Raw genomic sequence first — 16459 nt, 5'->3', positions numbered from 1 at the left:
TCCTTTCGTTATTTCAACCATTTCCCGACGGCATCGGCCATCGGATTGGAGAACCAAATGACCCACCTGCCGACGCTGGGGAGCGGCAATCTCAGCGCATACCAAGTATCTAGGAATATCGCTAGACTATAGGCGATTACGGTTGCTATGGCCGGAGAAGGGGATTTCGCTTTGCGATTGGTCGCAATCGTCAATGCAAAGGCGAGAACTCCCGTTATTGCAATGACATAGCGCATTGGCGTTCACTTCCTTTCTCGATTAGCGGGTTGCACTGGATTAGTGATCTCGCCGATTTTGCGAACATGGTAATCTACGATCAGCTCGATCGGCATTTTGCTGAAATACTGGTTCCAGTCGTCCTTCCAACCGTTCCAATGCTTCGGATACTTGCGATGAAACGCGGCGCCGAAGCCGTATATATCGGAACCGAACTTCTCTTGAACGTGGCGGATGCCGCCGCCGACGATTTCATCGACGGTCTCGCGGCCCGCGTTCTCGATCTTTCGGTAGGCATCGTCTTTTGTTAAATCCAAGTCCTTGCAATCGCACTCCGCGAGTGCCACTTCGAAATGCATTCTGATTTGCGCATAGGGCTCCCCGTTACGGATCAAGGGAACGATCCTCGATTTCGCTTCGTTAATTTCGACGGTCATTTCATCGTCCGAGGACGGACAATGCAGATGCGCGACCGTGGAAGCTACTTTGTTCCGCATGTAAGAATACGATTTGCTATCCTCTTCGTTCATGATGCCGATCAGCTTATCGTCTTTGAATACGGCTATCCCTTCGTATTTGTATTCTCCGAGCGACCTAGGCTGTTTGACGTTGTCTTGGCTCATTGCGCCCTTACGGTCCCCGACCATCGTGATGGCCGTGAGGGCGGGCTCCCAGCCGTCCGTCGAGATCTGATGCATGAGGTCGAAGATGCTGGCAGAGCTGGTCGGCGCCCATTCTTGCTCGGAGATTTGCAACGACTTGAAGAAGTCCAGCGCCGGCGCGATCTCGAATGGCGGCACCATGGACAGCATGTCCCGCGACGACACCTTGTGGGTGACGACGACATCGAAGTCCGGCCGCGTCTCCGGCATGCGGAAGAACAAATCTCCGAATTCGCTAAACCCTTCCCGCGCGGCCGACTCGTTCAAGAAGAGCATGCTAAGATGCCCATAATACAGCTGTCTGGGGGACTTGGTCGTAATTTTCCTCAATGCTTCGTACACGGTTAGAGCTTTCTCGCTATACACGATGCCTGAGGCGCGGTTGCCTGGCGAAGGGCGGATCATCTGCGAAGGATCGGCGACTTGGACGGTAACGAGATATTGCTTGCCGACGCGATCGACGCCGGCGGCAAGTACGATCGCGAGATCGTTCATTTCCCTGCGGTTCCAACAGCCGGACAACGGGCAACAAACCGCGAGCAGAACGAACGTCATGAGATATTTGGTCATTACCATCCATTAAGCCCCCCGCCGGACGGTTTCTTTTTCCAATACAAAAAGCCATCCCGGAACAACGCGTCTCGCTGCTCTTTTTTGATGTAAGGGGTGAAGGGACGCAAATAAGGGAAACCGAACGAATCCAGGCTGCATAACCAGAGTACGAGTAGAATGATGCCGAAGTAAATGCCGTAAAAACCTAACGTGGCGGCAAGCATCATGAAGAAGAACCGTTGCACGCGAACGACGAGCGTGAACGAATAAGACGGCAGCACGAAGCTGGATATGGCGGTGATCGATACGATAATGACCATGGCCGCGGATACGATGCCGGCATCGACGGCGGCTTGTCCGATGACGATCGTTCCGACGATCGAGACGGCTTGTCCGATCGCGCGCGGCATGCGCAGGCCGGCTTCGCGCAAAATTTCGAACGTGATTTCCATCAACAACGCTTCGACGAAAGCGGGGAAGGGAATGCCTTCCCGCTGAGCGGCCAAGCTTAGCAATAGCTGCATCGGCAACAAATCCTGATGGAACGTCGTCACGGCGATATAAGTAGCCGGGGCGAACGAAGCGATTCCGAACGCGAGCATGCGAAGGAACCGAATAAGAATGGCGAAGTAGGATGGCTGGTAATAGTCTTCCGCCGATTGGATGAAATCCGCGAGAAGCGCCGGTACGACAAGGACATAAGGACTGCCGTCGACGATGACGGCGACTCGTCCTTCCAAAATCATGGCGGATACCGTATCCGGCCGCTCCGTATTGTAAGCGGTAGGGTAGAGCGTAAATTTCTTCTGGAAAAATTCTTCGAAATAATGTGCATCGAACAGGCCTTCCAGATTGAATTTGTCCAAGCTGCTAAGCACTTCTTGTACCAATTGGGCGCCCGCGATGCCTTCCAGATAGACGATGCTGACGTTCGTGCGCGTAATGCTGCCTTTGACTTGGGTAACCACGCGAATGCGGCTGTCTTTAATCCGCCTTCGGATTAAAGTGATGTTCTTGTGCATCGTCTCGGTGAATGCTTCCTGCGGGCCTCTCGTCACCGCTTGGTTTTTCGCGTCGGAGATTCCCCGGTCTTCGTAACCCGCCATGGCAATCGCCAGCGCGTCGCTCCCGCCGTCAACCAGCAGAATAGCGTCGCCGCATAACATCGCTTGCAGCAGGCTATCCCAGTCGGTCTGCCGCTTATACCCACTAGCGTCCAGTACTTGGGCGCCGATCCATTCGAGCAACGATGCGGAGGATGGGGGAGGGGTGGCGGGCTCATACCCGAGCAAGGACGGTATGACGGATTGTTGAAGGGCGTTAGAGTCGGACATCGCATCCAAATACATCAGCGCGGCGTCCGTCCCTCCGAACTTCGCCCAAGGCAGCGTAAGCTTGCGCAAGCGAAGGTCGCTGCTGTCTCCCATGGCTTCGCGGATATGGCGAATATTGTCGTTAAGGTTTTTGGACAGCATGGCGGAATCTCCTTTCCTTTCCAATAGACTGTCCATGTAAGGAAATATCATCCACTATGCCGGGGAGAACAGGCGATCGACGTACAGCATACAGTTCAACTGTATGGTTGGAAAACCTCGGAAAGGCTGATTTTACGGCATTTTCGGCGATTCCGTTCACATAAAGTTTGAATTTCGATCAATTGACAAACGTTGTTACGCAAGGCTACAATATATCGTGAACATGGGGAGAAAGGGCTTACTCTAGCCATTTTTCATAACCTATGTTGCGTCGAAGGAGCGACAAATCTATGGCGGAATCTCCACGGAAACCGGAATTGCCTCAAGACGAGAACCCTTGGCGCACTGCAGGGCTTGTCGCCGGGTTGGGTATGGAGCTAGCCGTCTGCATCGGTCTCGGTTGGTGGCTGGGCACCGTGTATGATGACCGGAACGGCACGGACTACGGTTATTTGACCGGAGTCGTGATCGGACTTGTTGCCGGTATCGGATCGGCCGTGGCGCTGATTCGCAAATATACGGGAGCTGGAAAACCATGAACGACGATTTGCCCGCTTTACTAAGACGTACACAGCGAATTACTTTCTTTTTTTTGTCCATAGGCTGTATTGGACTTGCGGCATGGCCTGAGGGCAAACCTTATTTCGGCGGATTTATCATCGGTTTAATCGGAGGTCTCCTGGCGGCGTACCATCTGGCTTGGAGAGTGACGACTATCGGTGAGATGGCGGCATCGGGCCGCAAGAGCAGAAGAGGCTTCGGCTTCCTGTCGCGCGCGGCTATCGGCGTGTTAGCTGTCTTGGTTTCCGTAGAGAAGCTTCACTTCAATCTCGCGGCGACCGCGGCAGGAATATTCGCTTTGCCGTTGGTGACACTGTTATTGGGTTTGTTCGCCATTCGCCATCAACGAGATGGACAGTCCACTGACGAAAGGGGTGAAAAATGACAACATGGAACACTTAGCACCAATAATCGAGATCGGCGGCATTAAATTTGACTTGGCTGCGATCATGATGGTGGTCATTTCCAGTCTTATCGTCTTCATCATCGCCCGCCTGGCGGTTCGCAACCTATCAGTTGAGAATCCCGGCAAAATACAGAACTTCCTGGAATGGGTCGTCGAATTCGTCCAAGGCATCATCGGACAGTCGATGGATCCGAAGAAAGGCCGGCCTTATCTGGCCCTTGGCCTGACGCTCATCTTGTACATCTTCGTATCGAATATGCTGGGTCTTCCATTCAGCATCATTACGGAAGCGCACGGCAATCACATCCCGACCGTGTTCGGGCATGAGTTGTTCGTGAGCGCGGATGATTTAGAAGAGGGTAAGCATCTGGCGTGGTCTTGGTGGAAATCGCCAACGGCTGACGCGGCCATGACTATGGCATTGGCGTTGATCGTCATCGTACTTTCCCACGTTCAAGGCATCAGAACGAATGCTAAGCATTACTTCAAGCACTACACGAGCAATCCGAACATCGTGTTTCTCCCGATTCACCTTATCGAGATCGTGTCCAAGCCTCTAACGCTCGGCTTGCGGCTATTCGGTAACATTTTCGCGGGGGAAGTTATGATCGGCGTAATTCTCGGCATGGGCTGGGTCGGTATTCCGGCGATGCTGGTATGGCAAGGCTTTAGTATTTTCGTAGGCGCAATCCAATCCTTCGTCTTCACGATGCTAACGATGGTGTATATCTCGCAATCGATCGTGCACGAAGAGGATCACTAATAACAAAACCCTAATATTTCGAGGAGGATTTACACAATGGATTTGAATACTTACGGTTATATCGCAGGCGGTATCGTGTTTGGTCTTGGTGCACTTGGCGCAGGTATCGGTAACGGTTTGATCTTCAGCAAAACGGTAGAAGGAATCTCCCGTCAACCAGAACTTCGCGGTACGTTGACTGCAACTGCCTTCATCGGCGTAGGTTTGGTAGAAGCAATGCCGATCATCTCCCTCGTTCTTGCTTTCATGTGGGCGAAATAATCAAGTCAATCAGAACGCAAGGCGCGGAGTCGTGTTAGCCTCCACGCCTTCCTTTTGCAGTTAATACACGAAGCTTGATTGAGCCGAGTGAAAGGAGTGTAGATCGGTGACAATTACTTGGTCCAATTTTTTCATCCAACTAGTGGCATTCGCGGTGTTGTTCCTTCTGTTGTCGCGGTATGCGTTTAAACCCTTGTTCGGAGTAATGGAAAAGCGCCGTCAGCTCGTACAAGAGCAGATGGATAACGCGGCTAACAACCGCACTGAGGCTGAACGCCTGATCGAAGAACAGAAGCAAGCGCTGCAACAAGCGCGCAAAGAAGCTTACGATATTATCGAGCAAGCCAAGACGACGGGTTCCAAGCAAGCGGACGAAATCGTTCAAGCCGCTCGCAACGAATCTACCCGTCTGAAAGACGAAGCCGTACGCGATATCGAGACCGAGAAGAACAAAGCGGTCGCATCGCTTAAAGCCGAAGTCAGCGGCCTGTCCGTACAGATCGCTTCCAAAATCATCGAGAAGCAAGTGGACGAGAGCGCGCAAGCGGAGCTCGTTAACAAGTATCTCGACAATGTAGGAACGAAGTCATGAGCCGCGGTACGGTCGTAGCGAAACGCTACGCAAAAGCATTGTTCCAGCTAGCGCAAGAGCAAGGGCTCGTAGCGGAAGTCGAGAACAAGCTCAGCTTGATCGTCAGCACAATCGAGAGCGACGCGACGATTCGCGCGTTCCTGAGCGCGCCGAACGTTACGCTCGCCGCTAAAGTGGCTGCGCTGAAGTCGGCGTTCGACGACAAAGCTTCTTCGTTCGTACTGAACACGGTCAGCTTGCTGATCGAACGCGGACGCGAAGGCGAGCTCGGTTCCGTACTGGAAGCTTACCTGCAAGTCGCGGGCAACATGCTCGGACGCGCGGATGCGCACGTAACCTCGTCCAAGCCGTTGTCGGAAGACGAGAAGAAGAAGCTGGCGGACAAGTTCGGCGCGTTGCTCGGTAAAACCGTGCGCGTTACGAATGCCGTCAACCCGGAACTGCTCGGCGGCTTGACCGTTCGTATCGGCGACACGCTGTACGACGGCAGCTTGAAGGGCAAGCTCGATCGTTTGGATAAAGCGCTGCGGAACGCGGCGATCTAACATTATATTTAGTTAAGCAATGGAGACAGGGGTGAACGAGTTGAGTATTAGGCCCGAAGAGATCAGCACGCTGATCAAGAAGCAAATCGAACAATACGAATCCGATATTCAAGTCGTTGACGTAGGCACCGTCATCCAGATTGGTGACGGTATCGCCCGCGTACACGGCTTGGAAAAATGTATGGCCGGCGAATTGCTTGAATTCGAGGGCGGAGTCGTCGGCATGGCGCTCAACCTTGAAGAAGACAACGTCGGTGTCGTTATCATGGGTCCATATAAAGGCATCCGCGAAGGCGACCAAGTTAAAAGAACCGGACGCATCATGGAAGTTCCAGTCGGCGAAGCCTTGCTTGGCCGCGTCGTTAACGCGCTAGGCCACCCGGTCGACGGCAATGGTCCAATCGCTACGACGGCTTTCCGTCCAGTCGAATCGCCGGCACCAGGCGTTATGGCACGTAAATCCGTTCATGAGCCTATGCAAACCGGCATTAAAGCGATCGACGCGATGATTCCGATCGGCCGCGGCCAACGCGAGCTTATCATCGGCGACCGCCAAACGGGTAAAACGCAAATCGCGATCGACACGATCGTTAACCAAAAAGGCAACGGCGTTATCTGTATCTATGTAGCCATCGGCCAAAAACAATCGACCGTTCGCGGCGTTGTCGAAAACCTTCGTAAACAAGGCGCATTGGATTACACGATCGTCGTTACGGCTTCCGCATCCGAACCTTCTCCGCTCTTGTTCTTGGCTCCGTATACGGGCTGCGCAATGGGCGAGTACTTCATGTATAACGGCAAGCACGTTCTGATCATCTATGACGACTTGTCCAAGCAAGCCGCGGCTTACCGCGAACTTTCCCTCTTGCTCCGCCGTCCTCCGGGCCGCGAAGCTTATCCAGGGGACGTATTCTATTTACACTCCCGTCTTCTCGAGCGCGCTGCGAAGCTGAACGACGAACTTGGCGGCGGTTCCTTAACCGCGCTTCCGTTCATCGAGACGCAAGCAGGCGACGTATCGGCGTACATCCCGACGAACGTTATCTCGATTACCGACGGTCAAATCTTCCTTGAGTCCGATCTGTTCTACTCCGGCCAACGTCCGGCGGTTAACGTCGGTATCTCGGTATCCCGTGTAGGTAGCTCCGCTCAAATCAAAGCTATGAAAAAGGTAGCGGGCACGCTCAAAACCGACCTTGCCCAATACCGTGAGCTTGCTGCGTTCGCGGCGTTCGGTTCCGACCTCGATAAAGTTACGAAGTCGCGTCTCGACCGCGGTATCCGCACGCTCGAAATTTTGAAGCAAGGCGTTAACCAACCGCTTCCGGTTGAGCGCCAAGTCGTCTCCCTCTTCATCGTTACCCGTGGTCACACGGACGATATTCCGGTTGGGGACGTACGCCGCTTCGAAGCTGAATTCCTGTCCTACGTGGATGCGAACCGTCCTGAGATCTTCGCTTCCATTCGCGATACGAAAGACTTGACCGGCGACACCGACAAAGCGCTTGTCGAAGCGATTGCCGCTTTCAAAAAAGGCTTTGCCGTTAAGGCGTAAGCCATCCGCTTAAATAAGCTGGCACCCGGGCTTGGTATGCCGCCGAGCCCGGCAATAAGGTGGTGAATCGAATGGCTAAAGGTATGCGCGATATTAAACGCCAGATCAAGAGCACGCAGAGCACGAAGCAGATCACGAAAGCGATGGAGATGGTCGCGGCAGCGAAGCTGAGACGCGCACAGAACGCGGCGGTCGCCTCTCGTCCTTATGCCGACAAGCTTAAGGAAGTGGTAGACAGCATTGCTTCGGGCGGCGGTTCCGTGAAGCACGCCATGCTCCAGAAACGTCCGGTCAAACGGACGGCTTACGTCGTAATCACTTCGGACCGCGGTCTTGCCGGCGGTTTGAACTCCAACTTGCTTCGGAAGCTGACGGCAACGTTCGGCGAGAAGCATAAGTCCAAGGATGAGTACGCGGTGTTCGTTATCGGACGCAAAGGCCGCGATTACTTGACTCGCAGAGGTTATCCTCTGGCGGAAGTCGTAACGGGGCTGTCGGATTCTCCGACGTTCTCCGATATTAAGCCGGTTGCTTCGGCGGCGGTCAAAGGGTTCGAAGAAGGACAGTACGACGAAGTTTACTTGGTCTACAACCTTTTCGTTAACGCTCTGACGCAAATTCCGACGATTAAGCAACTGTTGCCGCTCGATCCTTCCCAACTCGGCGGATCGAAAGGCGCGACGGCGGACTACGAATACGAGCCGTCTGCGGAAGAAGTGCTGAACGTTCTCCTGCCGAAATACGCGGAGACGCTTGTGTACAGCGCGATGCTGAACAACAAAGCAAGCGAGTTCGGTTCCCGTATGACTGCGATGGGCAACGCTACGAAAAATGCGACGAAGATGATCGGCGCATTGACATTGACTTATAACCGCGCACGTCAAGCGGCGATCACGCAAGAAATCGCGGAAATCGTCGGCGGCGCGAACGCACAACAATAGTACAGAATTATGTTATGGGGAAAAAAGAAGGAGGGACACGAATGAGCAAGGGACGTATTGTCCAGGTACTAGGCCCGGTCGTCGACATCGAGTTCGACCACGGCCAACTGCCGGACATTCTGAATGCGATTAAAATCGAAGGCGTGACAGGCAACTTGAAAATTAGCCTGACGGCCGAAGTCGCTCAACATTTGGGCGATAACCTCGTGCGCGCGGTCGCTATGTCTTCTACCGACGGACTTGTTCGCGGTATGGACGCAGTAGATACGGGCGGTCCTATCACAGTTCCAGTTGGACCTGCTACGCTTGGTCGCGTATTTAACGTATTGGGAGATCCGATCGACGGCGCGGCTGCGCCAGACCGTTCGAGCGTGAACCCAATTCACCGCGCTGCACCGACGTTCGAAGAACTGTCGACGCAGACGGAAATGCTCGAGACGGGCATCAAGGTCGTTGACCTTCTTGCTCCGTACACCAAGGGCGGTAAAATCGGTCTGTTCGGCGGTGCCGGCGTAGGCAAAACCGTTCTTATGCAAGAGCTTATTCACAACATCGCTTCCGAGCATGGCGGTATTTCCGTATTCGCCGGCGTAGGCGAGCGTACTCGTGAAGGGAACGACTTGTACCATGAGATGAGCGAGTCCGGCGTTATCGCTAAGCTTGCGATGGTATTCGGTCAAATGAACGAGCCTCCGGGAGCGCGTATGCGCGTTGCTCTTACGGGTCTTACGATGGCTGAGTACTTCCGCGACCAAGAGGGCAAAGACGTTCTCTTGTTCGTCGATAACATCTTCCGCTTTACCCAAGCAGGTTCCGAAGTATCCGCATTGCTCGGCCGCATGCCGTCCGCGGTAGGTTACCAACCTACGCTCGCTACGGAGATGGGTCAACTGCAAGAGCGTATCACTTCCACGAAGAAAGGTTCCATCACGTCCATCCAAGCGATCTACGTTCCTGCCGATGACTATACGGACCCGGCACCGGCAACGGCGTTCGCCCACTTGGACGCGACGACGAACTTGGAGCGTAACATCGCGGCAATGGGTATTTTCCCGGCCGTTGACCCGCTCGCATCTTCTTCCCGTATTTTGGCTCCTGAAATCGTTGGCGATGAGCACTATAACGTCGCTCAAGGCGTTAAAAAGCTTCTTCAACGTTACAAAGAGCTTCTCGATATCATCGCGATCCTCGGTATGGACGAATTGTCCGAGGAAGACAAATTGGTCGTTCACCGCGCTCGCCGCGTGCAATTGTTCCTCTCCCAGCCGCTTCACGTGGCCGAGGCGTTCAACGGCATCCCGGGCGTGTACGCGCCGATCAAAGAAACGATCCGCAGCTTCAAGGAGATCCTCGAAGGCAAACACGACGATCTTCCTGAACCGGCTTTCCACAACGTCGGCGTCATCGAAGAAGCCGTCGAGAAGGCGAAGAAACTCGCTGCCGCGGTTTAATCCGCCGCCGGTTAGGAGGGAATCGACATGAGCACCATGCGTTTGGAAATCGTTACGCCTGAACGGAAAGTTTACGAGCAAGACGTAAACATGGTCGTCGTCAAGGGCGTCGGGGGAGAGCTCGGTATTTTGCCGCATCATATCCCTTTGGTAACCCCTTTGAAGATCGCTCCGGTCAAAGCCAAAATCGGGAACACCGATACGTTTATCGCTGTTCACGGCGGATTCATGGAAGTCCGCAAGGACAAAGTGGTTATCCTCGCCGAAGCGGCCGAGCTAGAAGCGGACATCGACGTTTCGCGTGCCCGTCTCGCGAAAGAGCGCGCTGAGCGCCGGCTTGCCCAAAAGCAGTCGGACATCAACGCTCACCGCGCCGAGATGGCACTGAGACGTGCGGTAAGCCGTCTCGAACTCGTAGAACACCGCAAAGAATAGAATTACCCCGATCACCCCGCACTGGATTCGTTCCGGCGCGGGGTGATTTTTTTTATTCACAAGGGCATAACTTTTGCGTGGTTACGCTACATTTCAAACATTAATCCACAGGAATGTGGACAAAACGGTGGAAATTGAGGATAAGTTAGTGCATAACGGGGATAAAAAAGAGTGATTCGGGGATAAAACAAGAATAACCTGTGGATAACTGCGGATTTTTCCAAGCATCGGTTTGAAATAACCGTATCGGGGTAAAGTAGGATGGAGACTGATACGGATGGTGAGAAAAGTTATGAACAACCTGCAAGAAGCGATGAATGTTCAGTTAGCCAATTGGGCCGTCCTATACGTAAAGCTCCATCATAAGCATTGGTACGTGAAGGGTCCTCATTTCCCGACTTTGCACGCCAAATTCGAAGAGCTGTACGATCTAGCCGCCGAGAAATGGGATGAGCTGGCCGAACGCATACTTACGATCGAAGGAAAACCGGCTTCTACGATGAAAGAATACCTTGAGCTGGCAACGATTAAGGAAGCCGATAAGGGCGGAGCCGAGAGCGACATACTTGCGGGGGCTATCGAGGACTTGAAAGCGCTGGTCTCGGGTTTGGAAGATACCGCGATGCTCGCGACGGAAGTCGGCGACGATGCGACAGCGGATCTGTTCATCGGACAAATCGGAGAGCTTCAGAAGCAGGTCTGGTTACTGAGCGCAACTTTAGCATAGCGATAGCAGTTTGGAGTATAGAGGTCATTTCATGAGCGCAAGGCCCATGAAATGGCTTTTTTCGTATATAGGCATTACTTTGCAGGGATTAATGAAACCGCTTTTTTCATGGACGCGCGTGGGAGCATTTGCTATAATTATGGATGGATTTATCTACATAGCTTGCCGTACAGCGCGTCAAATTTACTGATCGCGGAGGCGATGATTTGGAGAAGTACATTAATTCTTACGTCATTGTTACCGCCTTCCTGATCTTGGGCATTCTGTTCCCGATTGCCGTACTATGGCTTGGCAAGCAGCTGCGTCCTCATAAGCCGAATGCCGCCAAAGAAACGACTTACGAGAGCGGGAACGATCCGGTCGGCGACAGCCAGATTCGCTTCAACGTACGTTATTATCTTTACGCGCTGATGTTCGTCGTGTTCGATGTCGAAACCGTATTCCTCTACCCTTGGGCCGTTGCGTATAAGCAAATGGGCCTCTTTGCATTGGTCGAAATGGTCATCTTTGCGGGGTTATTATGCATCGGGCTCGTATATGCCTGGAGGAAGAAGGTATTCAAATGGAACTCAATCTAGAGAACGTATCGCCTGAGGATCGCAAGGAAATCGAGCGCAACGTGTTTTTCGGTACGATCGAACAGCTCAAAGGCTGGGCAAGAAGCAACTCGTTGTGGCCGCTCACTTTCGGTCTCGCGTGCTGCGCGATCGAGATGATGGCTTCGGGCGGCGCCCACTATGATCTAGACCGCTTCGGCGTCATCTTCCGTACGTCGCCGCGTCAGGCGGACGTCATGATCGTCTCCGGTACCGTGACGAAGAAGATGGGACCTCTGCTGAAGAGGCTGTACGATCAAATGCCTGAGCCGAAATGGGTAATCGCGATGGGCTCGTGCGCGACCGCCGGCGGTCCGTACGTGAAGTCCTATTCCGTCATCAAGGGCGTTGACCAGCTCGTCCCCGTCGACGTATACATCCCGGGTTGCCCGCCGAATCCGGCGGCGCTAATCTATGGTATCAATAAACTGCAAGAGAAGATCCGCTACGAGGCGAAAACCGGAAAGCGGGTGACCGACCGATGAGCGAAGAGAACGAGAACAAGCCTAGCCAAGAGCCGCCTGCCGAAGAAGTGAAAGCTTCTCAGCCGGATGCCGCGCAGGCTGATCAGCCTGCTGCGTCAGCACAGCCTGCGGAGGATGCGCCTCGCAAAGAGACGGACGAAGAGAAGACTGCCAGACGCAAAGCCGCTTTCGAGGCGAAGCAAGCCGCCAAAGCCGCGGCTGCGGAAGCAGCGGCGGAGGCTGCCAAAGCCGCGCAACAAGCGCAAGCGAGCGCAGTACCGGCGGCAGCGCCTGCCGCGCCCGCGGACGGAACGCCTGCGCCAGCGGTTACGGATGAGCCTCCCGCGCCGGTCGCTCCTCCATCTCCTAACCAACCGCAGTTAAACCGGGTCGTTACGTTGTTACGGGAATTGGTCGCGGAAGACGCGGTAGAAGAAGCTTACATTAATGAGCCGAACGATCACTTGCCGACGCTCGTCGTAAAGAACGATCGCTGGCTGCAATCGGCTCAATTGTTCCGCAATCATACCGAGCTTGCATGCGATTATTTGCGTAACGTATCCGGCGTAGATTATGAGACGTATATGGAAGTCGTCTATTATCCGTTGAACATGGGAGCACGCGAGACTTACTGTATCAAAGTACGTGCAGAGCGCGAGCAGCCATCCGTGCCGTCCGTAACTCCGATTTGGGAGACCGCGAATTGGAACGAACGCGAAATATACGATCTGCTCGGCATCGATTTTCCAGGCCATCCCGATCTTCGGCGCATCATGATGCCGGACGACTGGGAAGGCCATCCGCTACGCAAAGACTACGTTCCGCTCGATCCGGAGGTGTAAGGCTCACGTGATTCGTACAGAAGAACTGTTGCTCAATGTCGGCCCGCAGCATCCGAGCACGCACGGCGTATTTCGGATCGTCGTCAAGCTAGACGGGGAAATCATCACGGAAGCTACGCCCGTCATGGGGTATTTGCACCGGGGCACGGAGAAGCTTGCCGAGAATTTAAACTACACGCAGATTATTCCTTATACCGACCGCATGGATTACGTCTCTGCTATGACGAACAATTACGTGCTCGTACATGCCGTCGAGAAAATGATGGGACTGGAAATTCCGGAACGCGCGGAGTATTTGAGACTCGTAGTCATGGAATTGCAACGGATCGCAAGCCACCTCGTCTGGTGGGGGACGTATTTGCTCGATATCGGCGCGATGAGCCCGTTCCTGTACGCGTTCAGCGACCGCGAGCGGATTCTCGGTTTGTTCAACGAGCTATGCGGCGCCCGGTTAACCTACAATTACATGCGGGTCGGCGGCGTAAAATGGGACGCGCCCGAAGGCTGGCTCGATCGCGTGAAGACGTTCGTGAAGGATATGTACTTCCGACTCGACGAATATAACAACCTGGTCAGCGGCAACGAGATCTTCCTGTCCCGAATCAAAGGGATCGGCCAATACGAAGCCAAAACCGCCATCGAATACGGATTATCCGGCGCGAACCTGCGTTGCACGGGCGTGAACTGGGATCTGCGCAAAACCGAGCCTTACAGCTTGTACGACCGCTTCGACTTCGACGTCGTCGTCGGCAAAAACGGCGATTGCTACGACCGTTACTTGTGCCGGCTCGGCGAGATTACGCAGAGCTTGCGCATTCTGGAGCAAGCGCTGGAGCAATTCCCGGGCGAAGGGGACACGATGGGCAAAGTTCCTCGCGTCATTCGTCCGCCTGCCGGAGAAATCTACGTACGCATCGAGTCGCCGCGAGGCGAGATCGGCTGCCACATCGTATCGAAGGGCAAGGCAGAACCGTACCGGCTCAAATTCCGTCGTCCTTCGTTCGTCAACCTGCAAATTTTGCCCAAGCTGCTCATCGGAGAGAATATGACGAACATGGTTACGATTCTCGGCGGCATCGATATCGTGCTAGGGGAGGTTGATTGCTGATGCAGCACTTCTGGGACGATAAGCTTAGCTGGGGAACGGCCGGTATTTTTGCCGCAACCGCCGTCGCCATTTTAGCCATCGTTATTTTTTTCGTTACCTATGCGATCTACTTCGAACGCAAGTTCATCGGCTGGATGCAATTTCGCAAAGGCCCGAACCGCGTCGGTCCGCTCGGCTTGCTCCAATCGGTCGCGGACGTCGCCAAGCTGCTCCTTAAGGAAGACACGATTCCGAGCAAGGCAGACAGAGGGTTATTCATTCTAGCGCCTGTGCTAGCGTTCGTACCTTCGTTCGTCGTGCTCGCGTTCATTCCTTACAGTCTGAATTTGCAATTCGCCGATCTTAACGTCGGCTTCCTCTATTACATCGCACTGTCCGGCATCACGACGATCGCGATCGTCGTCGGCGGTTGGGCGTCCAACAACAAGTACGCGCTCCTCGGCGGCATGCGTTCGGCCGCGCAAATGATCAGCTACGAAGTTCCGCTCGTTATGTCCGTCGTCGGGATCGTCATGATGACCGGCAGCTTGAACCTGAGGGATATCGTAATCCATCAAGAAGGTTACTTCTGGGAATGGAACTTCCTGCCTCAGATTATCGGCTTCGGCGTATTTATCATCTCCGCGATTTCGGAGCTGAACCGGACGCCGTTCGACTTGCCGGAAGCGGAATCGGAGCTCGTGGCCGGGTATCACGTCGAGTATAGCGGCTTCCGGTTCGCGTTCTTCATGCTTACGGAGTACATCTACGTGTACGCGATCGCCTGTCTTACGACCATTCTGTTCCTCGGAGGCTGGAACCCGCCGTTCCCGCAGCTTGATTTTATCCCGGGAATTATCTGGTTCTTCCTCAAGTTCGCTTTCATCGTCTTCACGCTCTTCTGGATTCGGGCAACATTCCCAAGGCTTCGCGTCGATCAATTGATGGGCCTCGCATGGAAGGTGCTCTTGCCACTCGCGATATTGAATATTTTCTTGACGGCATTAGGCATAGAATTGATCGGATAGGGGGGCTAGCGACATGAAGGGAATGCTGAAAGGCTTGGGCGTATCGCTCAAAACGATGGGGTCCAAAAAAGTTACGATGTCGTATCCGGATATGCCGGTCATTATGCCGGACCGATTCCGCGGGATTCAATATTTCGAGCCGGATAAGTGCATCGTGTGCAATCAATGCGTCCGCGTCTGTCCGACGGAATGCATCACGCTGACCGGCAAAGCGAATCCGGATCCGGAGAAGAAGGGCAAAGTCATCGACACGTACGATATCAATTTCGAGATTTGCATCCTCTGCGACCTGTGCACCGAAGTGTGTCCTACGGAAGCGATCGTCATGACGAACAACTTCGAGCTCGCGACTTACAGCCGCGACGAGTTGTACAAGGACAAAGATTGGCTGTTCGCGAACAACAAGAACGTACGGCTAGATAATAACAATATCGGCTCTCCGAAAGGAGGCGCCAAATAAACCGTGTTTAACTTCAACGTTGATTTCAGCGGCGAGTTTTTTGCATTTTTCCTGCTTGCGATTTGTGCGATCATCGGAGCGGTCATGGCGATTAACTTCACGAAAGTCGTTCATATCGTCGTTTCGCTCGCGTTCACGTTCATCGCGCTGGCCGGACTCTACATTTTGCTCAATGCGGAATTCGTCGCGTTCGTGCAAGTGCTGCTGTACGTAGGCGCCGTAACGATTCTTATGATCTTCGGCATTATGATGACGAAGCACGACGGGGAAGGCAAGGAGCCGGCGCGTCCGCTGCTCGAGACGTTAGCCGCCATAGGCTGCCTATGCCTCTTCGGCATCCTGTTCTATGCGATCCGCAACGCGGATTTCCCGCCTGCGAGTGAGAATACGCTGCCGCTCGACAATACGCGCGCGATCGGTTTGGAGCTGTTCAGCCGTTACGCGGTGCCGTTCGAACTGATTTCCGTGCTATTAACCGTAGCATTCATCGGCGCCGTCGCGCTGGCGAAGAGAGAGGAGGACCCGCAATGACGATGCTGGGTTCCTATCTGACGCTGGCGGCGGTGCTGTTCTGCGTAGGACTGTACGGCGTGCTAACGAAACGCAATGCGATCGTCGTGCTTCTGTCGATCGAATTGATGCTCAACGCGGTCAATCTTAACCTAATCGCCTTCTCCAAGTACGGGGTTAACCCGTCTCTGACGGGCCAAATATTCTCTTTGTTCACGATAACGGTCGCAGCGGCGGAAGCCGCGGTCGGCATGGCCGTGCTGATCGTCTGGTACCGCGGTCGCGCCACGGTCAACGTGGACGAATTCGACGAGTTGGGGAGGTAACGAC

General features: G+C 54.0%; 22 protein-coding genes. 19 read left to right on the top strand and 3 right to left on the bottom strand.

Annotated elements, in window-relative coordinates; all coding sequences use genetic code 11:
• Positions 1-8 precede the first annotated feature (8 nt).
• From ACFPQ4_RS16830 to ACFPQ4_RS16820, 3 genes are read right to left on the bottom strand one after another with little or no spacing between them, the layout of a single operon-like run.
• The gene (locus tag ACFPQ4_RS16830) at positions 9-236 is read right to left on the bottom strand and encodes a hypothetical protein (protein ID WP_378113029.1); all 228 of its coding nucleotides are present in this window, start codon (positions 234-236) and stop codon (positions 9-11) included.
• 6 nt (positions 237-242) lie between these two features.
• Positions 243-1454: a Ger(x)C family spore germination protein gene (locus tag ACFPQ4_RS16825; RefSeq protein ID WP_378113028.1), complete on the bottom strand. Its 1212-nt coding sequence runs from the start codon at positions 1452-1454 to the stop codon at positions 243-245.
• Entirely contained in the window at positions 1448-2905 is a 1458-nt protein-coding gene (locus ACFPQ4_RS16820) for a spore germination protein (RefSeq protein ID WP_378113027.1), read from the bottom strand. Before ACFPQ4_RS16820 ends, ACFPQ4_RS16825 begins: the two co-directional genes overlap by 7 nt.
• Before the next feature lie 290 nt (positions 2906-3195).
• Here ACFPQ4_RS16820 and ACFPQ4_RS16815 point away from each other — a divergent pair, with 290 nt between their 5' ends.
• The 19 genes from ACFPQ4_RS16815 (at position 3196) to nuoK (ending at position 16455) form a co-directional block, all read left to right on the top strand.
• Positions 3196-3444 (top strand): AtpZ/AtpI family protein, encoded by a 249-nt coding sequence (locus tag ACFPQ4_RS16815; RefSeq protein WP_378113026.1) that lies wholly within the window; start codon positions 3196-3198, stop codon positions 3442-3444.
• Positions 3441-3851 carry an ATP synthase subunit I gene (locus ACFPQ4_RS16810; RefSeq protein ID WP_378113025.1) on the top strand — a complete coding sequence of 137 codons (411 nt, stop codon included), beginning with the start codon at positions 3441-3443 and terminating at the stop codon, positions 3849-3851. The genes ACFPQ4_RS16815 and ACFPQ4_RS16810 overlap by 4 nt, the downstream gene beginning before the upstream one ends.
• Before the next feature lie 4 nt (positions 3852-3855).
• The gene (gene atpB, locus ACFPQ4_RS16805) at positions 3856-4635 is read left to right on the top strand and encodes a F0F1 ATP synthase subunit A (RefSeq protein WP_378113023.1); all 780 of its coding nucleotides are present in this window, start codon (positions 3856-3858) and stop codon (positions 4633-4635) included.
• A gap of 36 nt (positions 4636-4671) precedes the next feature.
• Positions 4672-4896 carry a F0F1 ATP synthase subunit C gene (gene atpE, locus ACFPQ4_RS16800; RefSeq protein ID WP_378113022.1) on the top strand — a complete coding sequence of 75 codons (225 nt, stop codon included), beginning with the start codon at positions 4672-4674 and terminating at the stop codon, positions 4894-4896.
• Positions 4897-5002: 106 nt separating this feature from the next.
• A complete protein-coding gene (gene atpF, locus ACFPQ4_RS16795) occupies positions 5003-5488 on the top strand; it encodes a F0F1 ATP synthase subunit B (RefSeq protein ID WP_378113021.1) in 486 nt (161 codons plus the stop codon).
• The gene (locus ACFPQ4_RS16790; RefSeq protein WP_378113020.1) at positions 5485-6033 is read left to right on the top strand and encodes a F0F1 ATP synthase subunit delta; all 549 of its coding nucleotides are present in this window, start codon (positions 5485-5487) and stop codon (positions 6031-6033) included. Before atpF ends, ACFPQ4_RS16790 begins: the two co-directional genes overlap by 4 nt.
• A 40-nt stretch (positions 6034-6073) precedes the next feature.
• Positions 6074-7588, top strand: a complete 1515-nt coding sequence (gene atpA / locus ACFPQ4_RS16785) for a F0F1 ATP synthase subunit alpha (RefSeq protein ID WP_378113019.1) — start codon at positions 6074-6076, stop codon at positions 7586-7588.
• A gap of 71 nt (positions 7589-7659) precedes the next feature.
• Positions 7660-8529 carry an ATP synthase F1 subunit gamma gene (atpG, locus tag ACFPQ4_RS16780; RefSeq protein ID WP_378113018.1) on the top strand — a complete coding sequence of 290 codons (870 nt, stop codon included), beginning with the start codon at positions 7660-7662 and terminating at the stop codon, positions 8527-8529.
• 41 nt (positions 8530-8570) lie between these two features.
• Complete coding sequence (gene atpD / locus ACFPQ4_RS16775; protein WP_378113017.1) at positions 8571-9980, top strand: F0F1 ATP synthase subunit beta; 1410 nt, start codon at positions 8571-8573, stop codon at positions 9978-9980.
• A gap of 27 nt (positions 9981-10007) precedes the next feature.
• Positions 10008-10415 (top strand): F0F1 ATP synthase subunit epsilon, encoded by a 408-nt coding sequence (locus tag ACFPQ4_RS16770; RefSeq protein ID WP_378113016.1) that lies wholly within the window; start codon positions 10008-10010, stop codon positions 10413-10415.
• A 277-nt stretch (positions 10416-10692) separates the two neighbouring features.
• Complete coding sequence (locus tag ACFPQ4_RS16765; protein WP_378113015.1) at positions 10693-11142, top strand: Dps family protein; 450 nt, start codon at positions 10693-10695, stop codon at positions 11140-11142.
• Positions 11143-11348: 206 nt separating this feature from the next.
• A complete protein-coding gene (locus tag ACFPQ4_RS16760) occupies positions 11349-11720 on the top strand; it encodes an NADH-quinone oxidoreductase subunit A (RefSeq protein ID WP_378113014.1) in 372 nt (123 codons plus the stop codon).
• The gene (locus ACFPQ4_RS16755) at positions 11705-12223 is read left to right on the top strand and encodes a NuoB/complex I 20 kDa subunit family protein (RefSeq protein ID WP_378113013.1); all 519 of its coding nucleotides are present in this window, start codon (positions 11705-11707) and stop codon (positions 12221-12223) included. The genes ACFPQ4_RS16760 and ACFPQ4_RS16755 overlap by 16 nt, the downstream gene beginning before the upstream one ends.
• A complete protein-coding gene (locus ACFPQ4_RS16750; protein WP_378113012.1) occupies positions 12220-13044 on the top strand; it encodes an NADH-quinone oxidoreductase subunit C in 825 nt (274 codons plus the stop codon). The genes ACFPQ4_RS16755 and ACFPQ4_RS16750 overlap by 4 nt, the downstream gene beginning before the upstream one ends.
• A gap of 7 nt (positions 13045-13051) precedes the next feature.
• A complete protein-coding gene (locus tag ACFPQ4_RS16745; RefSeq protein WP_378113011.1) occupies positions 13052-14152 on the top strand; it encodes an NADH-quinone oxidoreductase subunit D in 1101 nt (366 codons plus the stop codon).
• Positions 14152-15159: an NADH-quinone oxidoreductase subunit NuoH gene (gene nuoH, locus ACFPQ4_RS16740; RefSeq protein WP_378113010.1), complete on the top strand. Its 1008-nt coding sequence runs from the start codon at positions 14152-14154 to the stop codon at positions 15157-15159. The genes ACFPQ4_RS16745 and nuoH overlap by 1 nt, the downstream gene beginning before the upstream one ends.
• 13 nt (positions 15160-15172) lie before the next feature.
• Positions 15173-15619, top strand: coding sequence for an NADH-quinone oxidoreductase subunit NuoI (nuoI, locus tag ACFPQ4_RS16735; RefSeq protein WP_378113009.1), 447 nt, complete (start codon positions 15173-15175; stop codon positions 15617-15619).
• Between the two features lie 3 nt (positions 15620-15622).
• Entirely contained in the window at positions 15623-16150 is a 528-nt protein-coding gene (locus ACFPQ4_RS16730) for an NADH-quinone oxidoreductase subunit J (protein ID WP_378113008.1), read from the top strand.
• A complete protein-coding gene (gene nuoK, locus ACFPQ4_RS16725) occupies positions 16147-16455 on the top strand; it encodes an NADH-quinone oxidoreductase subunit NuoK (RefSeq protein ID WP_378113007.1) in 309 nt (102 codons plus the stop codon). Before ACFPQ4_RS16730 ends, nuoK begins: the two co-directional genes overlap by 4 nt.
• Positions 16456-16459 lie beyond the last annotated feature (4 nt).

Origin of the sequence: Cohnella yongneupensis, from assembly GCF_042655785.1 — a bacterium.
Classification (GTDB): domain Bacteria; phylum Bacillota; class Bacilli; order Paenibacillales; family Paenibacillaceae; genus Cohnella; species Cohnella yongneupensis.
This window is presented reverse-complemented; position numbering and strand designations above follow the sequence as displayed.